Annotated in this window: 13 protein-coding genes; 7 read left to right on the top strand and 6 right to left on the bottom strand. The window is 69.6% G+C overall.

Translation table 11 applies throughout. The annotated features are described in order from the left end of the window. Positions 1 to 64: 64 nt before the first annotated feature. Complete coding sequence (locus tag OG828_RS15455; protein WP_328355914.1) at positions 65 to 1,504, bottom strand: gamma-aminobutyraldehyde dehydrogenase; 1,440 nt, start codon at positions 1,502 to 1,504, stop codon at positions 65 to 67. A gap of 168 nt (positions 1,505 to 1,672) precedes the next feature. Here OG828_RS15455 and OG828_RS15460 point away from each other — a divergent pair, with 168 nt between their 5' ends. The 7 genes from OG828_RS15460 to OG828_RS15490 all read left to right on the top strand — a co-directional run bounded on the left by OG828_RS15460 (position 1,673) and on the right by OG828_RS15490 (position 8,461). Then, complete coding sequence (locus OG828_RS15460) at positions 1,673 to 2,170, top strand: Lrp/AsnC family transcriptional regulator (RefSeq protein WP_210577530.1); 498 nt, start codon at positions 1,673 to 1,675, stop codon at positions 2,168 to 2,170. Continuing rightward, on the top strand, positions 2,155 to 3,537 hold the full coding sequence (locus tag OG828_RS15465) for an aspartate aminotransferase family protein (RefSeq protein WP_328501474.1): 1,383 nt from the start codon (positions 2,155 to 2,157) through the stop codon (positions 3,535 to 3,537). The genes OG828_RS15460 and OG828_RS15465 overlap by 16 nt, the downstream gene beginning before the upstream one ends. A gap of 182 nt (positions 3,538 to 3,719) precedes the next feature. Beyond that, on the top strand, positions 3,720 to 4,460 hold the full coding sequence (locus OG828_RS15470) for an ABC transporter ATP-binding protein (protein ID WP_328501475.1): 741 nt from the start codon (positions 3,720 to 3,722) through the stop codon (positions 4,458 to 4,460). Next, positions 4,442 to 5,833, top strand: a complete 1,392-nt coding sequence (locus tag OG828_RS15475) for a hypothetical protein (protein WP_328501476.1) — start codon at positions 4,442 to 4,444, stop codon at positions 5,831 to 5,833. Before OG828_RS15470 ends, OG828_RS15475 begins: the two co-directional genes overlap by 19 nt. A 108-nt stretch (positions 5,834 to 5,941) precedes the next feature. Next, on the top strand, positions 5,942 to 6,349 hold the full coding sequence (locus OG828_RS15480) for a VOC family protein (RefSeq protein ID WP_328504875.1): 408 nt from the start codon (positions 5,942 to 5,944) through the stop codon (positions 6,347 to 6,349). A 138-nt stretch (positions 6,350 to 6,487) separates the two neighbouring features. Beyond that, positions 6,488 to 7,612 (top strand): LOG family protein, encoded by a 1,125-nt coding sequence (locus OG828_RS15485; protein ID WP_328501477.1) that lies wholly within the window; start codon positions 6,488 to 6,490, stop codon positions 7,610 to 7,612. Between the two features lie 147 nt (positions 7,613 to 7,759). Next, a complete protein-coding gene (locus tag OG828_RS15490; RefSeq protein ID WP_328501478.1) occupies positions 7,760 to 8,461 on the top strand; it encodes an LAETG motif-containing sortase-dependent surface protein in 702 nt (233 codons plus the stop codon). A 77-nt stretch (positions 8,462 to 8,538) separates the two neighbouring features. Here OG828_RS15490 and OG828_RS15495 read toward each other — a convergent pair whose 3' ends face one another. The 5 genes from OG828_RS15495 to rlmN form a co-directional block, all read right to left on the bottom strand. Next, positions 8,539 to 9,336: a maleylpyruvate isomerase family mycothiol-dependent enzyme gene (locus OG828_RS15495; RefSeq protein WP_328355935.1), complete on the bottom strand. Its 798-nt coding sequence runs from the start codon at positions 9,334 to 9,336 to the stop codon at positions 8,539 to 8,541. Between the two features lie 147 nt (positions 9,337 to 9,483). Next, a complete protein-coding gene (locus OG828_RS15500; RefSeq protein WP_328501479.1) occupies positions 9,484 to 10,503 on the bottom strand; it encodes an ABC transporter ATP-binding protein in 1,020 nt (339 codons plus the stop codon). Then, complete coding sequence (locus OG828_RS15505; protein WP_328501480.1) at positions 10,503 to 12,104, bottom strand: ABC transporter permease; 1,602 nt, start codon at positions 12,102 to 12,104, stop codon at positions 10,503 to 10,505. Before OG828_RS15505 ends, OG828_RS15500 begins: the two co-directional genes overlap by 1 nt. Positions 12,105 to 12,169: 65 nt before the next feature. Continuing rightward, positions 12,170 to 13,246, bottom strand: a complete 1,077-nt coding sequence (locus OG828_RS15510; protein ID WP_328501481.1) for a thiamine ABC transporter substrate-binding protein — start codon at positions 13,244 to 13,246, stop codon at positions 12,170 to 12,172. A 165-nt stretch (positions 13,247 to 13,411) separates the two neighbouring features. After that, positions 13,412 to 14,518 carry a 23S rRNA (adenine(2503)-C(2))-methyltransferase RlmN gene (gene rlmN / locus OG828_RS15515; protein ID WP_328501482.1) on the bottom strand — a complete coding sequence of 369 codons (1,107 nt, stop codon included), beginning with the start codon at positions 14,516 to 14,518 and terminating at the stop codon, positions 13,412 to 13,414. Between the last annotated feature and the right edge of the window lie 5 nt (positions 14,519 to 14,523).

The raw sequence follows: 14,523 nt of genomic DNA on the forward strand, positions 1-14,523 counted from the left end.
CGAGGACGCAGGGGCGCAGGGAACTGCGCGACCAGCCCCCACGCACCCGCAGCCCACCAACGACCTACCCCTCCAGCGACGTCATCACATGCTTGATCCGCGTGTAGTCATCAAACCCGTACGCCGAAAGATCCTTGCCGTACCCGGACTTCTTGAACCCGCCATGCGGCATCTCCGCAACCAGCGGAATATGCGTGTTGATCCACACGCACCCGAAGTCCAGCGCCTTCGACATCCGCATCGCACGCCCGTGGTCCTTCGTCCACACCGACGACGCGAGCGCGTACTCCACACCGTTCGCCCACTCGACGGCCTGCTCCTCGTTCGAGAAGGACTGAACGGTGATGACCGGCCCGAAGACCTCCTTCTGGATGATCTCGTCGTCCTGCTTGACCCCGGAAACGACGGTCGGCGCGAAGAAGTACCCCTTGTCGCCGACCCGCTTGCCCCCGGCCTCAACGCGCGCGTGCGCCGGCAGCCGCTCGATGAACCCGCTCACCTGCTTCAGCTGGTTCGGGTTGTTGAGCGGCCCGAACAGCACGTCCTCATCGTCCGGCTGCCCCGTCTTCGTATCGGCCGCGGCCTTCGCCAGCGCCGCCACGAACTCGTCGTGGATCGCCTCGTGGACGAGGACGCGGCAGGCGGCCGTACAGTCCTGACCGGCGTTGAAGAAGCCCGCGACGGAGATGTCCTCGACGGCCTTGGCGATGTCGGTGTCCTCGAAGACGACGACCGGCGCCTTGCCGCCCAGCTCCAGGTGGACCCGCTTGACGTCCTTGGACGCGGACTCGGCGACCTGCATGCCGGCGCGCACGGAACCGGTGATGGAGGCCATCGCCGGAACGGGGTGCTCGACCATCATGCGCCCGGTCTCGCGGTCGCCGCAGATGACGTTGAAGACACCCTTGGGCACGATCGAGCCGATGATCTCGGCGATCAGGACCGTCGACGCCGGAGTCGTGTCGGACGGCTTCAGGACGACCGTGTTGCCCGCGGCCAGCGCCGGCGCGAACTTCCATACGGCCATCATCATCGGGTAGTTCCACGGCGCGACCTGCGCGCAGACGCCGACCGGCTCGCGCCGGACGATCGAGGTCAGCCCCTCCATGTACTCACCGGCGGAACGGCCCTCCAGCATCCGCGCCGCGCCGGCGAAGAACCGGATCTGGTCCACCATCGGCGGGATCTCCTCGGACCGGGTGAGCCCGATCGGCTTGCCGGTGTTCTCCACCTCGGCCGCGATCAGTTCCTCCGCCCGCTCCTCGAACGCGTCCGCGATCTTCAGGAGGGCCTTCTGCCGCTCGGCCGGGGTGGTGTCGCGCCAGGCCGGGAAGGCCGCGGCGGCGGCAGCCATCGCGGCGTCGACGTCCGCCTGCCCGGACAGCGGCGCGGTCGCGTACGCCTCGCCCGTCACGGGGTTGACCACCTCGGTGGTCCGTCCGTCGGCGGCGTCCCGGAACTCACCGTCGATGTAATTGCGCAGACGACGCAGCTCGGTGCTCACTGCCGGCCTCCTGTCAGGTCGAACTGTCCATTGACTGAGACACCCACCCTAGTCCCGCGGCCCACGTTTTCAACAGCCCAGATCGCGCCGTTTCTGCGAAATCCGCAAGTACAGGCTATGTAAACAACGAATTTCATCGCCTCAGCCTTGCGGAACTGTCGAGACGTCATGCACAGTAAGGTCGTGGCCAGTCGAAGCGCAGATCAACGGAACGGCAATCCCCAGCTGGACGCCGTCTCCCTCGCCATCATCGAACAGCTCCAGGAAGACGGCCGCCGGCCGTACGCCGCGATCGGCAAGGCCGTCGGCCTCTCCGAGGCGGCCGTGCGCCAGCGCGTCCAGAAGCTGCTCGACCAGGGCGTGATGCAGATCGTCGCCGTCACGGACCCGCTCACCGTGGGCTTCCGCCGGCAGGCCATGGTCGGCATTCATGTCGAGGGCGACGTGGAGTCCGTGGCCGACGCGCTGACCGCCATGTCCGAATGCGAGTACGTGGTGATGACCGCAGGCTCCTTCGACCTGATGGTGGAGATCGTCTGCGAGGACGACGACCACCTCCTGGAGGTCATCAACCGACGCATCCGGGCCATCCCCGGAGTGCGCTCCACCGAGAGCTTCGTCTATCTGAAGCTCAAGAAGCAGACCTACATGTGGGGAACCCGATAACCGTGAGCACCAAGGACCTCAGCCAGACCGCGTACGACCACCTGTGGATGCACTTCACCCGCATGTCCTCGTACGAGAAGTCCCCCGTCCCCACGATCGTCCGGGGCGAAGGCACCTACATCTACGACGACAAGGGCAAGCGGTACCTCGACGGTCTCGCCGGTCTGTTCGTGGTCCAGGCGGGCCACGGCCGCGTGGAGCTGGCGGAGACCGCCTTCAAGCAGGCCCAGGAGCTGGCGTTCTTCCCGGTGTGGTCCTACGCCCACCCGAAGGCCATCGAGCTGGCCGAGCGCCTCGCGCACCACGCCCCCGGCGACCTGAACAAGGTCTTCTTCACCACCGGCGGCGGCGAGGCGGTGGAGACCGCCTGGAAGCTGGCCAAGCAGTACTTCAAGCTGGTCGGCAAGCCCACCAAGCACAAGGTGATCTCCCGCGCGGTCGCGTACCACGGCACCCCCCAGGGCGCCCTGTCCATCACGGGTCTGCCGGCCCTGAAGGCCCCCTTCGAACCGCTGGTGCCGGGCGCGCACAAGGTCCCGAACACCAACATCTACCGCGCCCCGCTGTTCGGCGACGACCCCGAGGCCTTCGGCCGCTGGGCCGCCGACCAGATCGAGCAGCAGATCCTCTTCGAGGGCGCGGACACGGTTGCGGCCGTCTTCCTGGAGCCGGTGCAGAACGCGGGCGGCTGCTTCCCGCCCCCGCCCGGCTACTTCCAGCGCGTCCGCGAGATCTGCGACCAGTACGACGTACTGCTGGTCTCGGACGAGGTCATCTGCGCCTTCGGCCGCCTGGGCACCATGTTCGCCTGCGACAAGTTCGACTACGTCCCGGACATGATCACCTGCGCCAAGGGCATGACCTCGGGCTACTCCCCGATCGGCGCCTGCATCATCTCCGACCGCCTCGCCGAGCCGTTCTACAAGGAGGACAACGTCTTCCTGCACGGCTACACCTTCGGCGGCCACCCGGTCTCCGCCGCGGTCGGCCTCGCCAACCTCGACCTCTTCGAGCGCGAGGGCCTCAACCAGCACGTCCTCGACAACGAGGGCGCGTTCCGGTCGACCCTGGAGAAGCTGCACGACCTGCCGATCGTCGGCGACGTCCGCGGCAACGGCTTCTTCTACGGCATCGAGCTGGTCAAGGACAAGGCGACCAAGGAATCCTTCGACGACGAGGAGACCGAGCGCGTCCTGTACGGCTTCCTCTCCAAGGCGCTCTACGACAACGGCCTGTACTGCCGTGCCGACGACCGCGGCGACCCGGTCGTCCAGCTCGCCCCGCCGCTGATCTCCAACCAGGAGACGTTCGACGAGATCGAGCAGATCCTGCGCGCGACGCTGACGGAGGCGTGGACGAAGCTGTAAACCCCCGGCGCTTGTGCGGCCCGGGTGCACCCATGCGAGTGAGAAGGGTGCACCCGGGCCGCGTGCTGTCCGGCGTTGCTGCCCCACATCCCTAGCGTGCCTTGTAACTGGCCGGCCCTGCCTTCGTTCCCCCGCCTGGGGGATCGGCACCGGGAATTACGGACTGAACGAGGTGTACGCCCATGGTGGCTCCGCCGGACAACGACGTTCTCTGGGCACGCGCCCTGCACTTCCAGCACGACGACGGCTCGCCCGCGCTCGGCGGCGTCTCCCTCCACGTCCAGGAGGGCGAGATCGTCGCGGTGAGCGGCCCGCGCGGCAGCGGCAAGACGACGCTGCTGAGATGTCTGTCCGGTCTGGTACGACCGTTGCGCGGCGAAGTCTGGTTCAACAGCCTGCCGGTGCACACCATGGGCCCGATCGCCCGGGAACGGCTGCGCCGCGACCGCTTCGCCTGGATCGACCCGGCCCCGCTGCTCGTCCCCGAACTCAACGCCTGGGAGAACGCCGCCCTGCCGCTGATGCTCCGCGGCACGAGTCGCCGTCGCGCCAAGGTGGCCGCGATGGAGTGGCTTGAGCGTCTGGACGTCGGCGACCGTGCCCGTAAGCGGCCGCACGAGATGGTCCAGGCGGAACGCCAGCGCGTCTCGCTCGCGAGGGCCCTGGCCCCGACCCCCACGGTGCTGTTCGCGGACGAACCGACGGCCCCCCTGCACCGCGCCGACCGCGGCCACGTCCTGCGCACGCTCACCACTGCGGCCCGCTCGCACGGCATCACCGTGATCCTGGCGACGCACGACGCGGAAACGGCGGCGGTCGCGGACCGCACGCTCTCCCTCCTGGACGGCCGGCGCGTGACCACGGTGCATCTGCCCCCGGTCACCGAGTCGGAAGGCCGGGCCGCGTGCTCGCTCTCCGTCTGACCCGCGTCGCCCAGCCCGCCGTACATCTGCGCCGCCTCGCGGTGGCCGCGGCCTCGGCCGCGACGGGCTTCCTGCTTCTCTCCGCCCTGGGCCACGCGATGTCCCACCAGGACCCCGCCGCGTCGACCCTCCGCCTGACCTGGTGCACGGCCCCCCTCGCCACCACGGTCTACTTCGCCGTGGCGGTGGCCCGCACGGACCCGGGAACCAAACCCCGCCCCGGCCTCTCCGCCATCGGCCTGGGCCCAGCCCGCCTGATGATCACCTCCGCCCTCACCACGGCCCTCGCCACGACCGTCGGCTCCCTCCTCGCCCTCGTGACCTTCCTCCACCTACGAGGCGACCTCACGGGCGTGCCGTTCGACGGCGCGGCAACGGAGTATCTGGCGGCAGGGCAACCCCTGCCCCTCCCGGCAACCCTGACGCTGCTGTCCCTGGTACCGACCATCGCCTCCCTCGCCACAGCCCTGACCCTCCGCCCAAAGGACCCACGCAGGCCCGCACAACACGGAGCCCCCAGGAAGTACGGCCGCTTCGGCGCGTACGGGCTGGCGGCGGCACGGGAGACGTTCGGCGCGTACGGAAGATTCGGCCGTCAAGCTGCGGGCAGTCGTGCCGCTGGGGCGATGGGGGTCCCCCCGCTCGAGCGAAGCCGAGAGTGGGGGAGGGTGGGCGCAGACGGCACCCCGCAAGCGCCGGGCAGCGCGACCGACCCCTCAGCAGCAACGCCGGACACCGCACCGGCCAACGTCCACGAACCCGACCCCGACCCCCACCTCGACCCCCCGGCCCCCCGAGAAGCCCCCCGCGGCCTCCCCTGGGGCATCACCGTCCTCGCCGCAGGCCTCACCGTAGAGGCCTACGCCAGCCGCACCGCAGACCCCACCTCCCCCGGCCTCCTCGCGGGCTGGGCCCTCACCGCTCTCGGCCTCGCCCTCGCCGCCCCCGGCCTCACCCACCTCTGCGGCCGTCTCCTCCAGTCCGCCCACCCCGGCGCCCTGCGCCTCCTCGCGGGCCGCGTCCTCATGGAGGAGTCCGCCCGCATCGGCCGCCCCCTGGGCATCGTCTGCGCCGTGGCCTCGGCGGCGTACACGACCGCCCTCGTCCACGACACCGAGGTCCAGCCCCTCGGCTCGCTCACCGACCTCGGCGCCCTGGTGGTCGTCGGCTGCACCGCGGCCACCCTCCTCACCGCCGCCGTGGAGGCGAAGCAGGCCCGCGCCGACACCACCGCCGCCCTCCTGCGTCTCGGTGCCCCCACCGCCATGCTCCGCAGCGCCGCCGCCCTCCGCGCCGGCGCCCTGCTCGCCCTGTTCGGCCCGCTCACCCTGATCGTCGCCGAGCTGGCGGCGCTGCCGATGGCCGCCAACTGAGCGTCGTACGAGAAGACGTACGAAAAAAGTCCCCGCGCGGCGATGAGTTCTGAGCGACCCTTGGGTCTACCCCCACGTAACGACACGAACTCGATGGGAGAGCCCACGATGTACCAGCAGATGATCTTCCTGAACCTGCCCGTCAACGACCTCGACGCCTCGAAGAAGTTCTTCACGGAGCTGGGTTACTCGATCAACGAGCAGTTCAGCGACGAGAACGCGGCCTCGGTCGTGATCAGCGACACGATCGTGGCGATGCTGCTCAAGAAGTCGTTCTACTCGACCTTCACGAAGAAGGAGATCGCGGATGCCACGAAGACCAGCCAAGTGCTGATCGCGCTGAGCGCCGAGACCCGCGAGAAGGTCGACGAACTGGTAGACAAGGCGCTCGCCCTGGGCGGTTCCCCCACCGGCGAGACCCAGGACCAGGGCTTCATGTACGGCCGCGCCTTCGACGACCTCAACGGCCACACCTGGGAGGTCGTCTGGATGGACCCGGCGGCGGTAGAAGGCTGACAGCTGGGCAACGCCCCGAAGGGGCGCGGGGCTGTATCGATATGCGGCTCCGCCGCGTGGGCGCGACCAGCCGCAACGGACCCGCAGCCAACCGACTACCCAACCCGGCACTACCGGCGGAGCCCCTAGCATGGGCGCGTGTACTCGACACCCGCCCAGCCGTTCGACGGCTCCCACGACCGTGAGATCGAGTCCCTCGCCGAGTTCGACGAGGTGGTCGCAACGGTCGGCTCGCTCGCCCATCACCGTGTCCAGGCCGTCGATCTGACGGACCGTACGGACGTCCTGCTGACCGTGGACGCCACGGGCGCCGTCTTCCTCGGCTGCCCGATGGACCCCGAGGCCGCCGCACATGTGCGCGCCTCGGGGTCCTTGGTCTTCCCGCCGGTCCCGGGCCTCCCCTTCGACCCGTACCGCGGGTTCGTCTACTCGCCCGCCGAGTTGTTCGCCTCGCTCGACAAGGGTTACGAGGCGACACCGGACGCCCTCGCGTACGCCTGGTTCCAGCGGACCAAGACGGACGGCGACATATTCGGCTCCATGCTGCGCGCGATCCACGACGACGCGATCTCGGACGCGCTCGACGAACTCCTCGTCGGCGCCCGGGTGGTGGGCGTGATGGGCGGACATGCGATGGCGCGCGGCACCGAGGAGTACGCCGGCGCCGCACGGCTCGGCCGCGAGCTGGCCCGTGCCGGATTCACCGTCGCCACGGGCGGCGGGCCGGGCGCGATGGAGGCGGCGAATCTCGGCGCGTACGCGGCTCCGTTCGGCGACGGGATGCTCAGCGAGGCGCTCCAACTCCTCGGGAAGACCCCGAAGTTCGTCCCCTCGATCACCGACTGGGCGCGCGCCGCGTTCGAGGTCCGTGAGCGGTGGCCGGACGGCGGTCCTTCGGTGGGCATCCCGACCTGGTTCTACGGCCATGAGCCGCCCAACGCGTTCGCCGCGCACATCGCCAAGTACTTCGCCAACGCCACCCGCGAGGACGGCCTGCTGGCCCGCTCCACCGCGGGTGTCGTCTTCCTGCCGGGCGCCGCCGGGACCGTACAGGAGATCTTCGACAACGCGACGCCGAACTACTACGAGTCCCGGGGCGAGCCCACGCCCATGGTGCTGGTGAACCGTGCGCACTGGACGGAGCGGCTGCCGGCTTGGCCGCTGCTGCAGGCGCTGGCGCGGGGCCGGTCGATGGAGGCCCGAATTGCCCTGGTCGACCGAATCGAGGAGGCTCCGGCGGCGCTGAAACGTGTCGGCGGTTAATAAGAGGGCAAAGCCGAGGGCTGTGTCGCGCATATGCGTTGACAGTTCTTATGCCGCGCTTATACATCTGTGAGACTCCTGGGAATGTTGGTGTCCCATCAACACCCCTTCAGCCCCCCGCATTTGCGCATCACATGAAGGACAAACGTGGCAGTCCTGTCCCTATCCCGCCGTACCGTCGCACGCTCGGTGCGCATCCTCGGTGTCGCCTCCGCCTCGGCCGCGCTTGCGCTCGGTTCCGCGGGCAACGCCCTCGCCTGCAACATCAACGAGTTCTCGGCCGCTGCCAAGTGCGACGGTGACAAGGGTGTCATCACCGTCACCGACGTGGACCCCGCCGGTGTTCCGGCGACCGTCACCGTGTACCTGCAGAACAACGGCGCCGACCTGAAGAAGGTCGGCGAGCAGGTGGTCAAGGGTTCGCGCGAGGGTGTGACCATCACCTTCACCGAGAACTGGAAGCCGAACGCGGAGTACCGCATCCACGTCGACGCCGCGCCCTACGTGAACGAGGACATCAAGCCCAACCTCGTCACCCCGGCCACGGCCTGCAAGAAGGAGGAGAACCCGACCCCGCCGGCCACGCCGACGCCGTCGGAGACCCCCTCCACCCCGGCCGAGTCCGACACGCCCACCCCGACCCCGTCGGCCTCGGAGAGCGACAGCACCCCGCCCGCGGACGCCCCGAGCAGCGCCCCGTCCCCGGCGGCCGGTGACTCCAACCTCGCCGAGACCGGCGCCAACTCCAACACCGGCATCATCGCCGGCATCGCGGCAGCCCTGGTCGCCGTGGGCGGCGGCGCCGTCTACCTCGGCTTCCGCCGCCGCGGGGCGAACAGCGGCCGCTGACACCCCAGGCACGACCGTTCTCTGTGGCCCGTCCCGCACCCGGGGCGGGCCACACCCATGTCACCCTCGCCCTCGCCTCACCCGAACGTCGCCCGCTCCAGCCAGAACTCCAGCAGCTCCCGCTCACCGAGGACCTCCAACTCCGGGCTGTCCAGCGGCAGTCGGCGGTAGAAGCCGAGCAGTACGGCGGTGAGCGGGCCGCGCAGGGCAACCGTCGCCTTCTCATGCCCACGCCGCCAGGAGATGCCGTCCTCGCCCAGCTCGATGACCCACTCGGCGTTCACCTCGGGAGTCACGTCGGTCGCGTGCAGGTGGATGCTGCGACCGGGCCCGCGCAGCTCCACCGCCGCGTCGTGCGGCATCGTCCGCTGCACGAACTCGACGATCTGCAGCCACTCATCGATCGCGTCGGCCGCCACATCCGGCGCGACCTCGTAGGGCAGTCCGGCGGCGAGGGTGGCGTCGGCGCGGTGGACGGTGAGTTCGTGGGTCATCCGCCGCGCCCAGAAGCCGGAGGTGTGGATCCCGGCCCACGCCCAGACCTTCGCGTCGGGGCCGGCCTCGCGCAGCGCGGCGACGACCATCTCGCCGGTCTCGGCGAGCCAGGCGTCCAGCGCGTCGGGGTCGCCCTTGGCCTCGGGGCCATGGACCAGCGGCACCTCCTCCTCGGGGATCTCCTCCTGCGCACGGGTCCGCACCAGCAGCTCGACCCAGCGCAGGGCACCGCCCGTATGCCGTACGAGATGTTCCAGCGACCAATCCGGACAGGTCGGCACGGTGGCGGACAGGTCGGCCCCGGACATCACCACCGCCCTCAACCTGCCCACCTGTTGGGCAATCTCGTCGCAGTAGCGGTCATGTGCGAGCAGCGTCATGTCGCCGACCCTAGACGTCCCCCGCCAAGCTGCGGGCATGCGTGCCGCCTGGGGCGGCACGGGTGGGCGCAGGCGGCGCCCCGTCAGCGCCGGGCTGCGCGACCCACCCCCGGCCGGCACCAACGCCGGTCACCGGCAAACCCCGGGTCACGCCAGCACGACGACTTCCGCAGCGTCGAACTCCACCCCGACCGAGTCCCCCACCTCCGGCGCCTCCCGCAACGCGCATCCCGCCTCGAGCCGCGGCGCATCCGCCGCCTGGAGGTGGACGGCGACATGGGTGCCCTTGAAGGTACGGGCGGTCACCGTGCAGCGCAGACCCGCGTCGGCGGAGACGAGCCGTACGCCGGCGGGCCGCACGAGGAGCGTCCGTGACCCCTGCGCCGCGCTCTCACCGACCGGCACCTTCCCCCACGGCGTGTCCGCGACCGCCCCGCTGACCGTCCCCTGGACCACGTTGTCGAAGCCGAGGAAGCGCGCCACGAACTCGTCCACCGGCCGCTGCCAGACCTCCAGCGGCGTCCCGGTCTGGGCGATCCGCCCGTCCCGCATCACCACCACCCGGTCGGCGAGCGCGAAGGCCTCACCCTGGTCGTGGGTGACGGCGAGCACGGTCGTGCCCAACCGGCCGAAGAGTTCCCGGAGTTCGACGACCAGCCGCTCCCGCAGCGAACGGTCGAGCTGCCCCAGCGGCTCGTCCAGCATCAACAGCCGCGGCTGCGGCGCGAGCGCACGGGCCAGCGCCACCCGCTGCTGCTCACCGCCGGAGAGGGACGCCACGGCGCGACGCGCGGCCCCCGGCAGACCGACGAGGTCCAGCAACTCCCGTACCCGCTCGGCCTGTTGCCCCTTCGACGCCCCATGCATCCGCAGCCCGAAGGCCACATTGCCGCCCACGTCCCGCTGCGGGAACAGCTGATGGTCCTGGAACATCAGCCCGACCCCACGCCGATGCGCGGGCACCCCCACCTGATCGCGCCCGTCGAGCAACACCCGCCCGGAGTCGAGGGGTTGCAGCCCCGCCACCGCCCGCAGCAGCGTCGACTTGCCACTGCCGCTGGGCCCGAGCACGCACACGATCTCGTGCTCGGCAGCATCCAGGCCGACGGCGTCGAGCACGGCCCGCCCGCCGAACCGCACGGTCGCGTCGTCAATGGCCAGCAGCATCAGAACTCCCCCGTCCGATCGGTCCGCAGCCGCTCCAGCACCAGCAACGCCACCGCGCACACCACCATCAGAATCGTCGAAAGGGCCATCGCCTGGCCGTAGTTGAGTTCCCCGGCCCGCCCGAGCAGCTTGGCCACCGCGACCGGCAGCGTCGGGTTGTCGGGCCGCGCGATGAACACGGTCGCCCCGAACTCTCCCAGCGACACCGCGAACGCGAACCCGGCCGCGATCAGCGACGCCCGCCGCACCATCGGCAGATCGACCTCACGCCACACCCGCCACGGCGACGCCCCGAGCACGGCCGCCGCCTCCCTGAGCCGCGCGTCCACCGCCCGCAGCACCGGCAGCATGGTCCGTACGACGAACGGGACACCGACCAGCGCCTGCGCGAGCGGCACCAGGATCCAGGAGGCCCGCAGATCGAGCGGCGGCTCGTCCAGCGCGATCAGGAACCCGAAGCCGACCGTCACCGCCGACACCCCGAGCGGCAGCATCAGCAGCGCGTCGAACCCGCGCACGAACCGGCCCGCGTCCCGCCGGGTGAGCGCGGCGGCGGCGAGGCCGCCGATCACCACGGCGATGACGGTGGCGACGACGGCGTACCGCAGCGAATTGCCGATCGCCTCGATCGGCGCCACCAGGAAGACACCGCCGTCAGCTGACATCAGCGCTCGGTAGTACCCGAAGTCCGGTGCGTCGAGCGACCGTTGCACCAGCACGGCCAACGGCAGCAGCAAGAGTACGACGACGGAGGCGAGGACGCCCGCCAGCAGCCCCCACTGGCCCGCCCCGCGCGGTCGCCGGGCCGTCACGGACTCGTCCACCAGCCGCAGGGCGCTCTCCCGCCACCGTACGGTCCAGGCGTGCAGCGCGAGGATCGCACCGACCGCCAGGAACTGAATGATCGTCAGCACCGCGGCCGTGGACAGATCGAAGATCTCCGAGGTCTGCCGGTAGATCTCGACCTCCAGCGTCGAGAAGCCCGGTCCACCGAGGATCTGCACCACACCGAAGGAGGTGAAGGTGAACAGGAACACCATCAGCACGGCGGCGGCCACGGCCGGCCCCAGTGCCGGGAGGGTGACCTGACGCCAGGCCTTGAGCGGCGACGCCCCGAGCATCCGCGCGGCCTCTTCCTGCCGCGGGTCGAGTTGCCCCCACAGCCCGCCGACCGTCCGTACAACCACCGCGTAGTTGAAGAAGACATGCGCCAGCAGGATCGCCCATACGGTCGTGTCCAGCCGTACGCCCCACAGCTCGTCCAGCAGCCCGCCACGGCCCACCAGCGCGAGGAACGCCGTACCGACGACGACCGTCGGCAGCACGAAGGGGACCGTGACGATCGCCCGCAGCACGTGCTTGCCCGGGAAGTCGAAACGGGCGAAGACATAGGCGCCGGGCAGCGCCACGAGCAGGGTGAGTGCGGTGGAGGCGAGGGCCTGCCAGGTGGTGAACCACAGGACATGACGGATGTCCGACTGCGCCACCACGTCCCAGATCCGGGCGAGTTGCCAGGCTCCGTCGACATGGAGCCCGCGCGCGAGGATTGCGGCGACGGGGTAGGCGAAGAAGACCGCGAAGAACGCGACGGGCACGGCCATGAGCCCGAGCCGCGTCGCGTACTTCCGGCGGACGGAGGCTACTTCGGCCCCTTCGGCCCCTTCAGCTACTTCAGTACGAGCGAGGTCCATGACTTGACCCAGTCGTCACGGTTGTCGGCGATCTTCGCCGGGTCCATCGTCTCGGGGTCCTCGGCCTGCGGACCGTACTTGGTGAACTCCTCGGGCACCTGGGCGCCTTCACGCACCGGGTAGACGAACATGTTCAGCGGCATGTCGTCCTGGAACGTCTTGGTGAGCATGAAGTCGAGGAGTGCCTTGCCGCCCTCGGTGTTCCCCGCGTTGCTCAGCAGCCCCGCGTACTCGACCTGCCGGAAGCAGGTGCCGGTCGCGACGCCGGTCGGCGCGGTGGCCGGCTTCGGGTCGGCGTAGATGACCTCGGCGGGCGGCGATGAGGCGTACGAGACGACGAGCGGCCGGTCGGCCTTGGCCTTCTTGCCGCCGGCGGAACCGGAGAACTCCTCGTTGTAGGCCTGCTCCCAGCCGTCGACGACCTTGACGCCGTTGGCCTTCAGCTTCTCCCAGTAGTCCTGCCAGCCGTTGTCGCCGTATCGGGCGGCGGTGCCCAGGAGGAAGCCCAGTCCCGGTGAGGAGGTGGACGCGTTCTCGGTGACGAGGAGGTTCTTGTACGCCGGCTTGATCAGGTCGTCGAAGGAGGTGGGCGGGGTCAGCTTGTGCTTGCTGAAATACGCCTTGTCGTAGTTGACGCAGATGTCGCCGGTGTCGATCGGCGTGACGCGGTGCTTGTCCTCGTCGACCCGGTACTCGGGCTTGATCTGGTCGGCGCCCTTCGGCTCGTACGGCTGGAAGAGGCCGTTGTCGAGGGCCCGCGAGAGCAGGGTGTTGTCGACGCCGAAGAAGACGTCGCCCTGTGGGTTGTCCTTGGTCAGGATCGCCTTGTTGACGGCCTGCCCGGCGTCGCCGTCCTCCAGGACCTTGACCTGGTATCCGGACTTCTTCTCAAACTCGGCGATGACGCTCTTGGAGACGGCCCAGGAGTCGTGGCTGACGAGCGTGACGCTCTTGGAGTCGCCGCCGGCGGAGCCGGACGACGATCCGCACGCGGACAGCGTGACGAGGCCCAGCCCGACGGCCAGGGCTATGTACTTGTTCGTGGTTCTCATGAGTGAAGACCGAACTTCCTACCCAGAATGACCTGGGCGAGGTTCAGAGGGTCTGCGGCCCGCCGGAACTATGGCTGCCGCACTCTCAGCGCTGTGGCGCTCCCCTGTCGGAAAATGAATCGGATATGAAGTTGTACCTACGTCGATGTACCGACGTCGGTCAGACTACCTCTCGGTGGCCGCGAGCTGACCACACGCCCCGTCGATCTCCTGACCACGGGTGTCCCGAACCGTCACCGGCACACCATGCGCGGCGATCGCCTCGACGAACGCCTTCTCGTCCTCCGGACGCGAGGCCGTCCACTTCGACCCCGGCGTCGGGTTCAGCGGGATCAGATTCACATGCACGGGCTTGCTCTTGAGCAGCCGTCCGAGCCGGTCACCGCGCCAGGCCTGGTCGTTGATGTCCCGGATCAGCGCGTACTCGATGGACAGCCGGCGCCCGGACCGGGCCGCGTACTCCCATCCGGCCTCGAGCACCTCGCGCACCTTCCACCGGGTGTTGACCGGTACGAGGGTGTCGCGCAGCTCGTCGTCCGGCGCGTGCAGCGAGATCGCGAGCCGGCACTTGAAGCCCTCGTCGGCGAACCGGTGAATGGCCGGGACGAGACCGACGGTGGAGACGGTGATACCGCGCTGCGAGAGCCCGAGCCCGTCGGGTTCGGGGTCGGTGAGCGCGCGGATGGCACCCACAACCCGCTTGTAGTTGGCGAGCGGCTCGCCCATGCCCATGAAGACGATGTTGGACAGCCGCGAGGGCCCTCCCGGAATCTCGCCGTCCCTGAGCGCCCGCATCCCGTCCACGATCTGGTGCACGATCTCGGCGGTGGACAGATTCCGGTCGAGGCCCGCCTGCCCCGTGGCGCAGAACGGACAGTTCATGCCGCAGCCCGCCTGCGAGCTGATGCACATCGTCACCCGGTCCGGATACCGCATGAGCACCGACTCGACCAGCGTCCCGTCGAACAGCCGCCACAGCGTCTTGCGCGTGGTGTCCTGGTCCGTCGACAGATGCCGTACGACCGTCATCAGCTCCGGAAGCAGCGCCTCCTGCAGCTTGCCGCGCGCCGCGGCCGGGATGTCGGTCCACTGCGCCGGGTCGTGCGCGTACCGCGCGAAGTAGTGCTGCGAGAGCTGCTTGGCGCGAAACGGCTTCTCCCCGATCGCGGCAACAGCCTCCTTGCGCTCGGCAGGCGACAGATCGGCAAGATGCCGCGGCGGCTTCTGGACTCCGCGGGGGGCGACGAAAGTGAGTTCTCCGGGCTTGGGCATGATTT

This window comes from Streptomyces sp. NBC_00457 (assembly GCF_036014015.1).
GTDB lineage: Bacteria > Actinomycetota > Actinomycetes > Streptomycetales > Streptomycetaceae > Streptomyces.

Excerpts from the sequence above, each read along its gene's own strand:
- OG828_RS15480 (WP_328504875.1), top strand. The coding sequence starts at position 5,942 with ATGTACCAGCAGATGATCTTCCTGAACCTGCCCGTCAACGACCTCGAC.
- OG828_RS15495 (WP_328355935.1), bottom strand. The coding sequence starts at position 9,336 with ATGACGCTGCTCGCACATGACCGCTACTGCGACGAGATTGCCCAACAG.
- OG828_RS15510 (WP_328501481.1), bottom strand. The coding sequence starts at position 13,246 with ATGAGAACCACGAACAAGTACATAGCCCTGGCCGTCGGGCTGGGCCTC.
- rlmN (WP_328501482.1), bottom strand. The coding sequence starts at position 14,518 with ATGCCCAAGCCCGGAGAACTCACTTTCGTCGCCCCCCGCGGAGTCCAG.
- OG828_RS15470 (WP_328501475.1), top strand. The coding sequence starts at position 3,720 with ATGGTGGCTCCGCCGGACAACGACGTTCTCTGGGCACGCGCCCTGCAC.
- OG828_RS15500 (WP_328501479.1), bottom strand. The coding sequence starts at position 10,503 with ATGCTGCTGGCCATTGACGACGCGACCGTGCGGTTCGGCGGGCGGGCC.
- OG828_RS15505 (WP_328501480.1), bottom strand. The coding sequence starts at position 12,104 with ATGGCCGTGCCCGTCGCGTTCTTCGCGGTCTTCTTCGCCTACCCCGTC.
- OG828_RS15460 (WP_210577530.1), top strand. The coding sequence starts at position 1,673 with ATGCACAGTAAGGTCGTGGCCAGTCGAAGCGCAGATCAACGGAACGGC.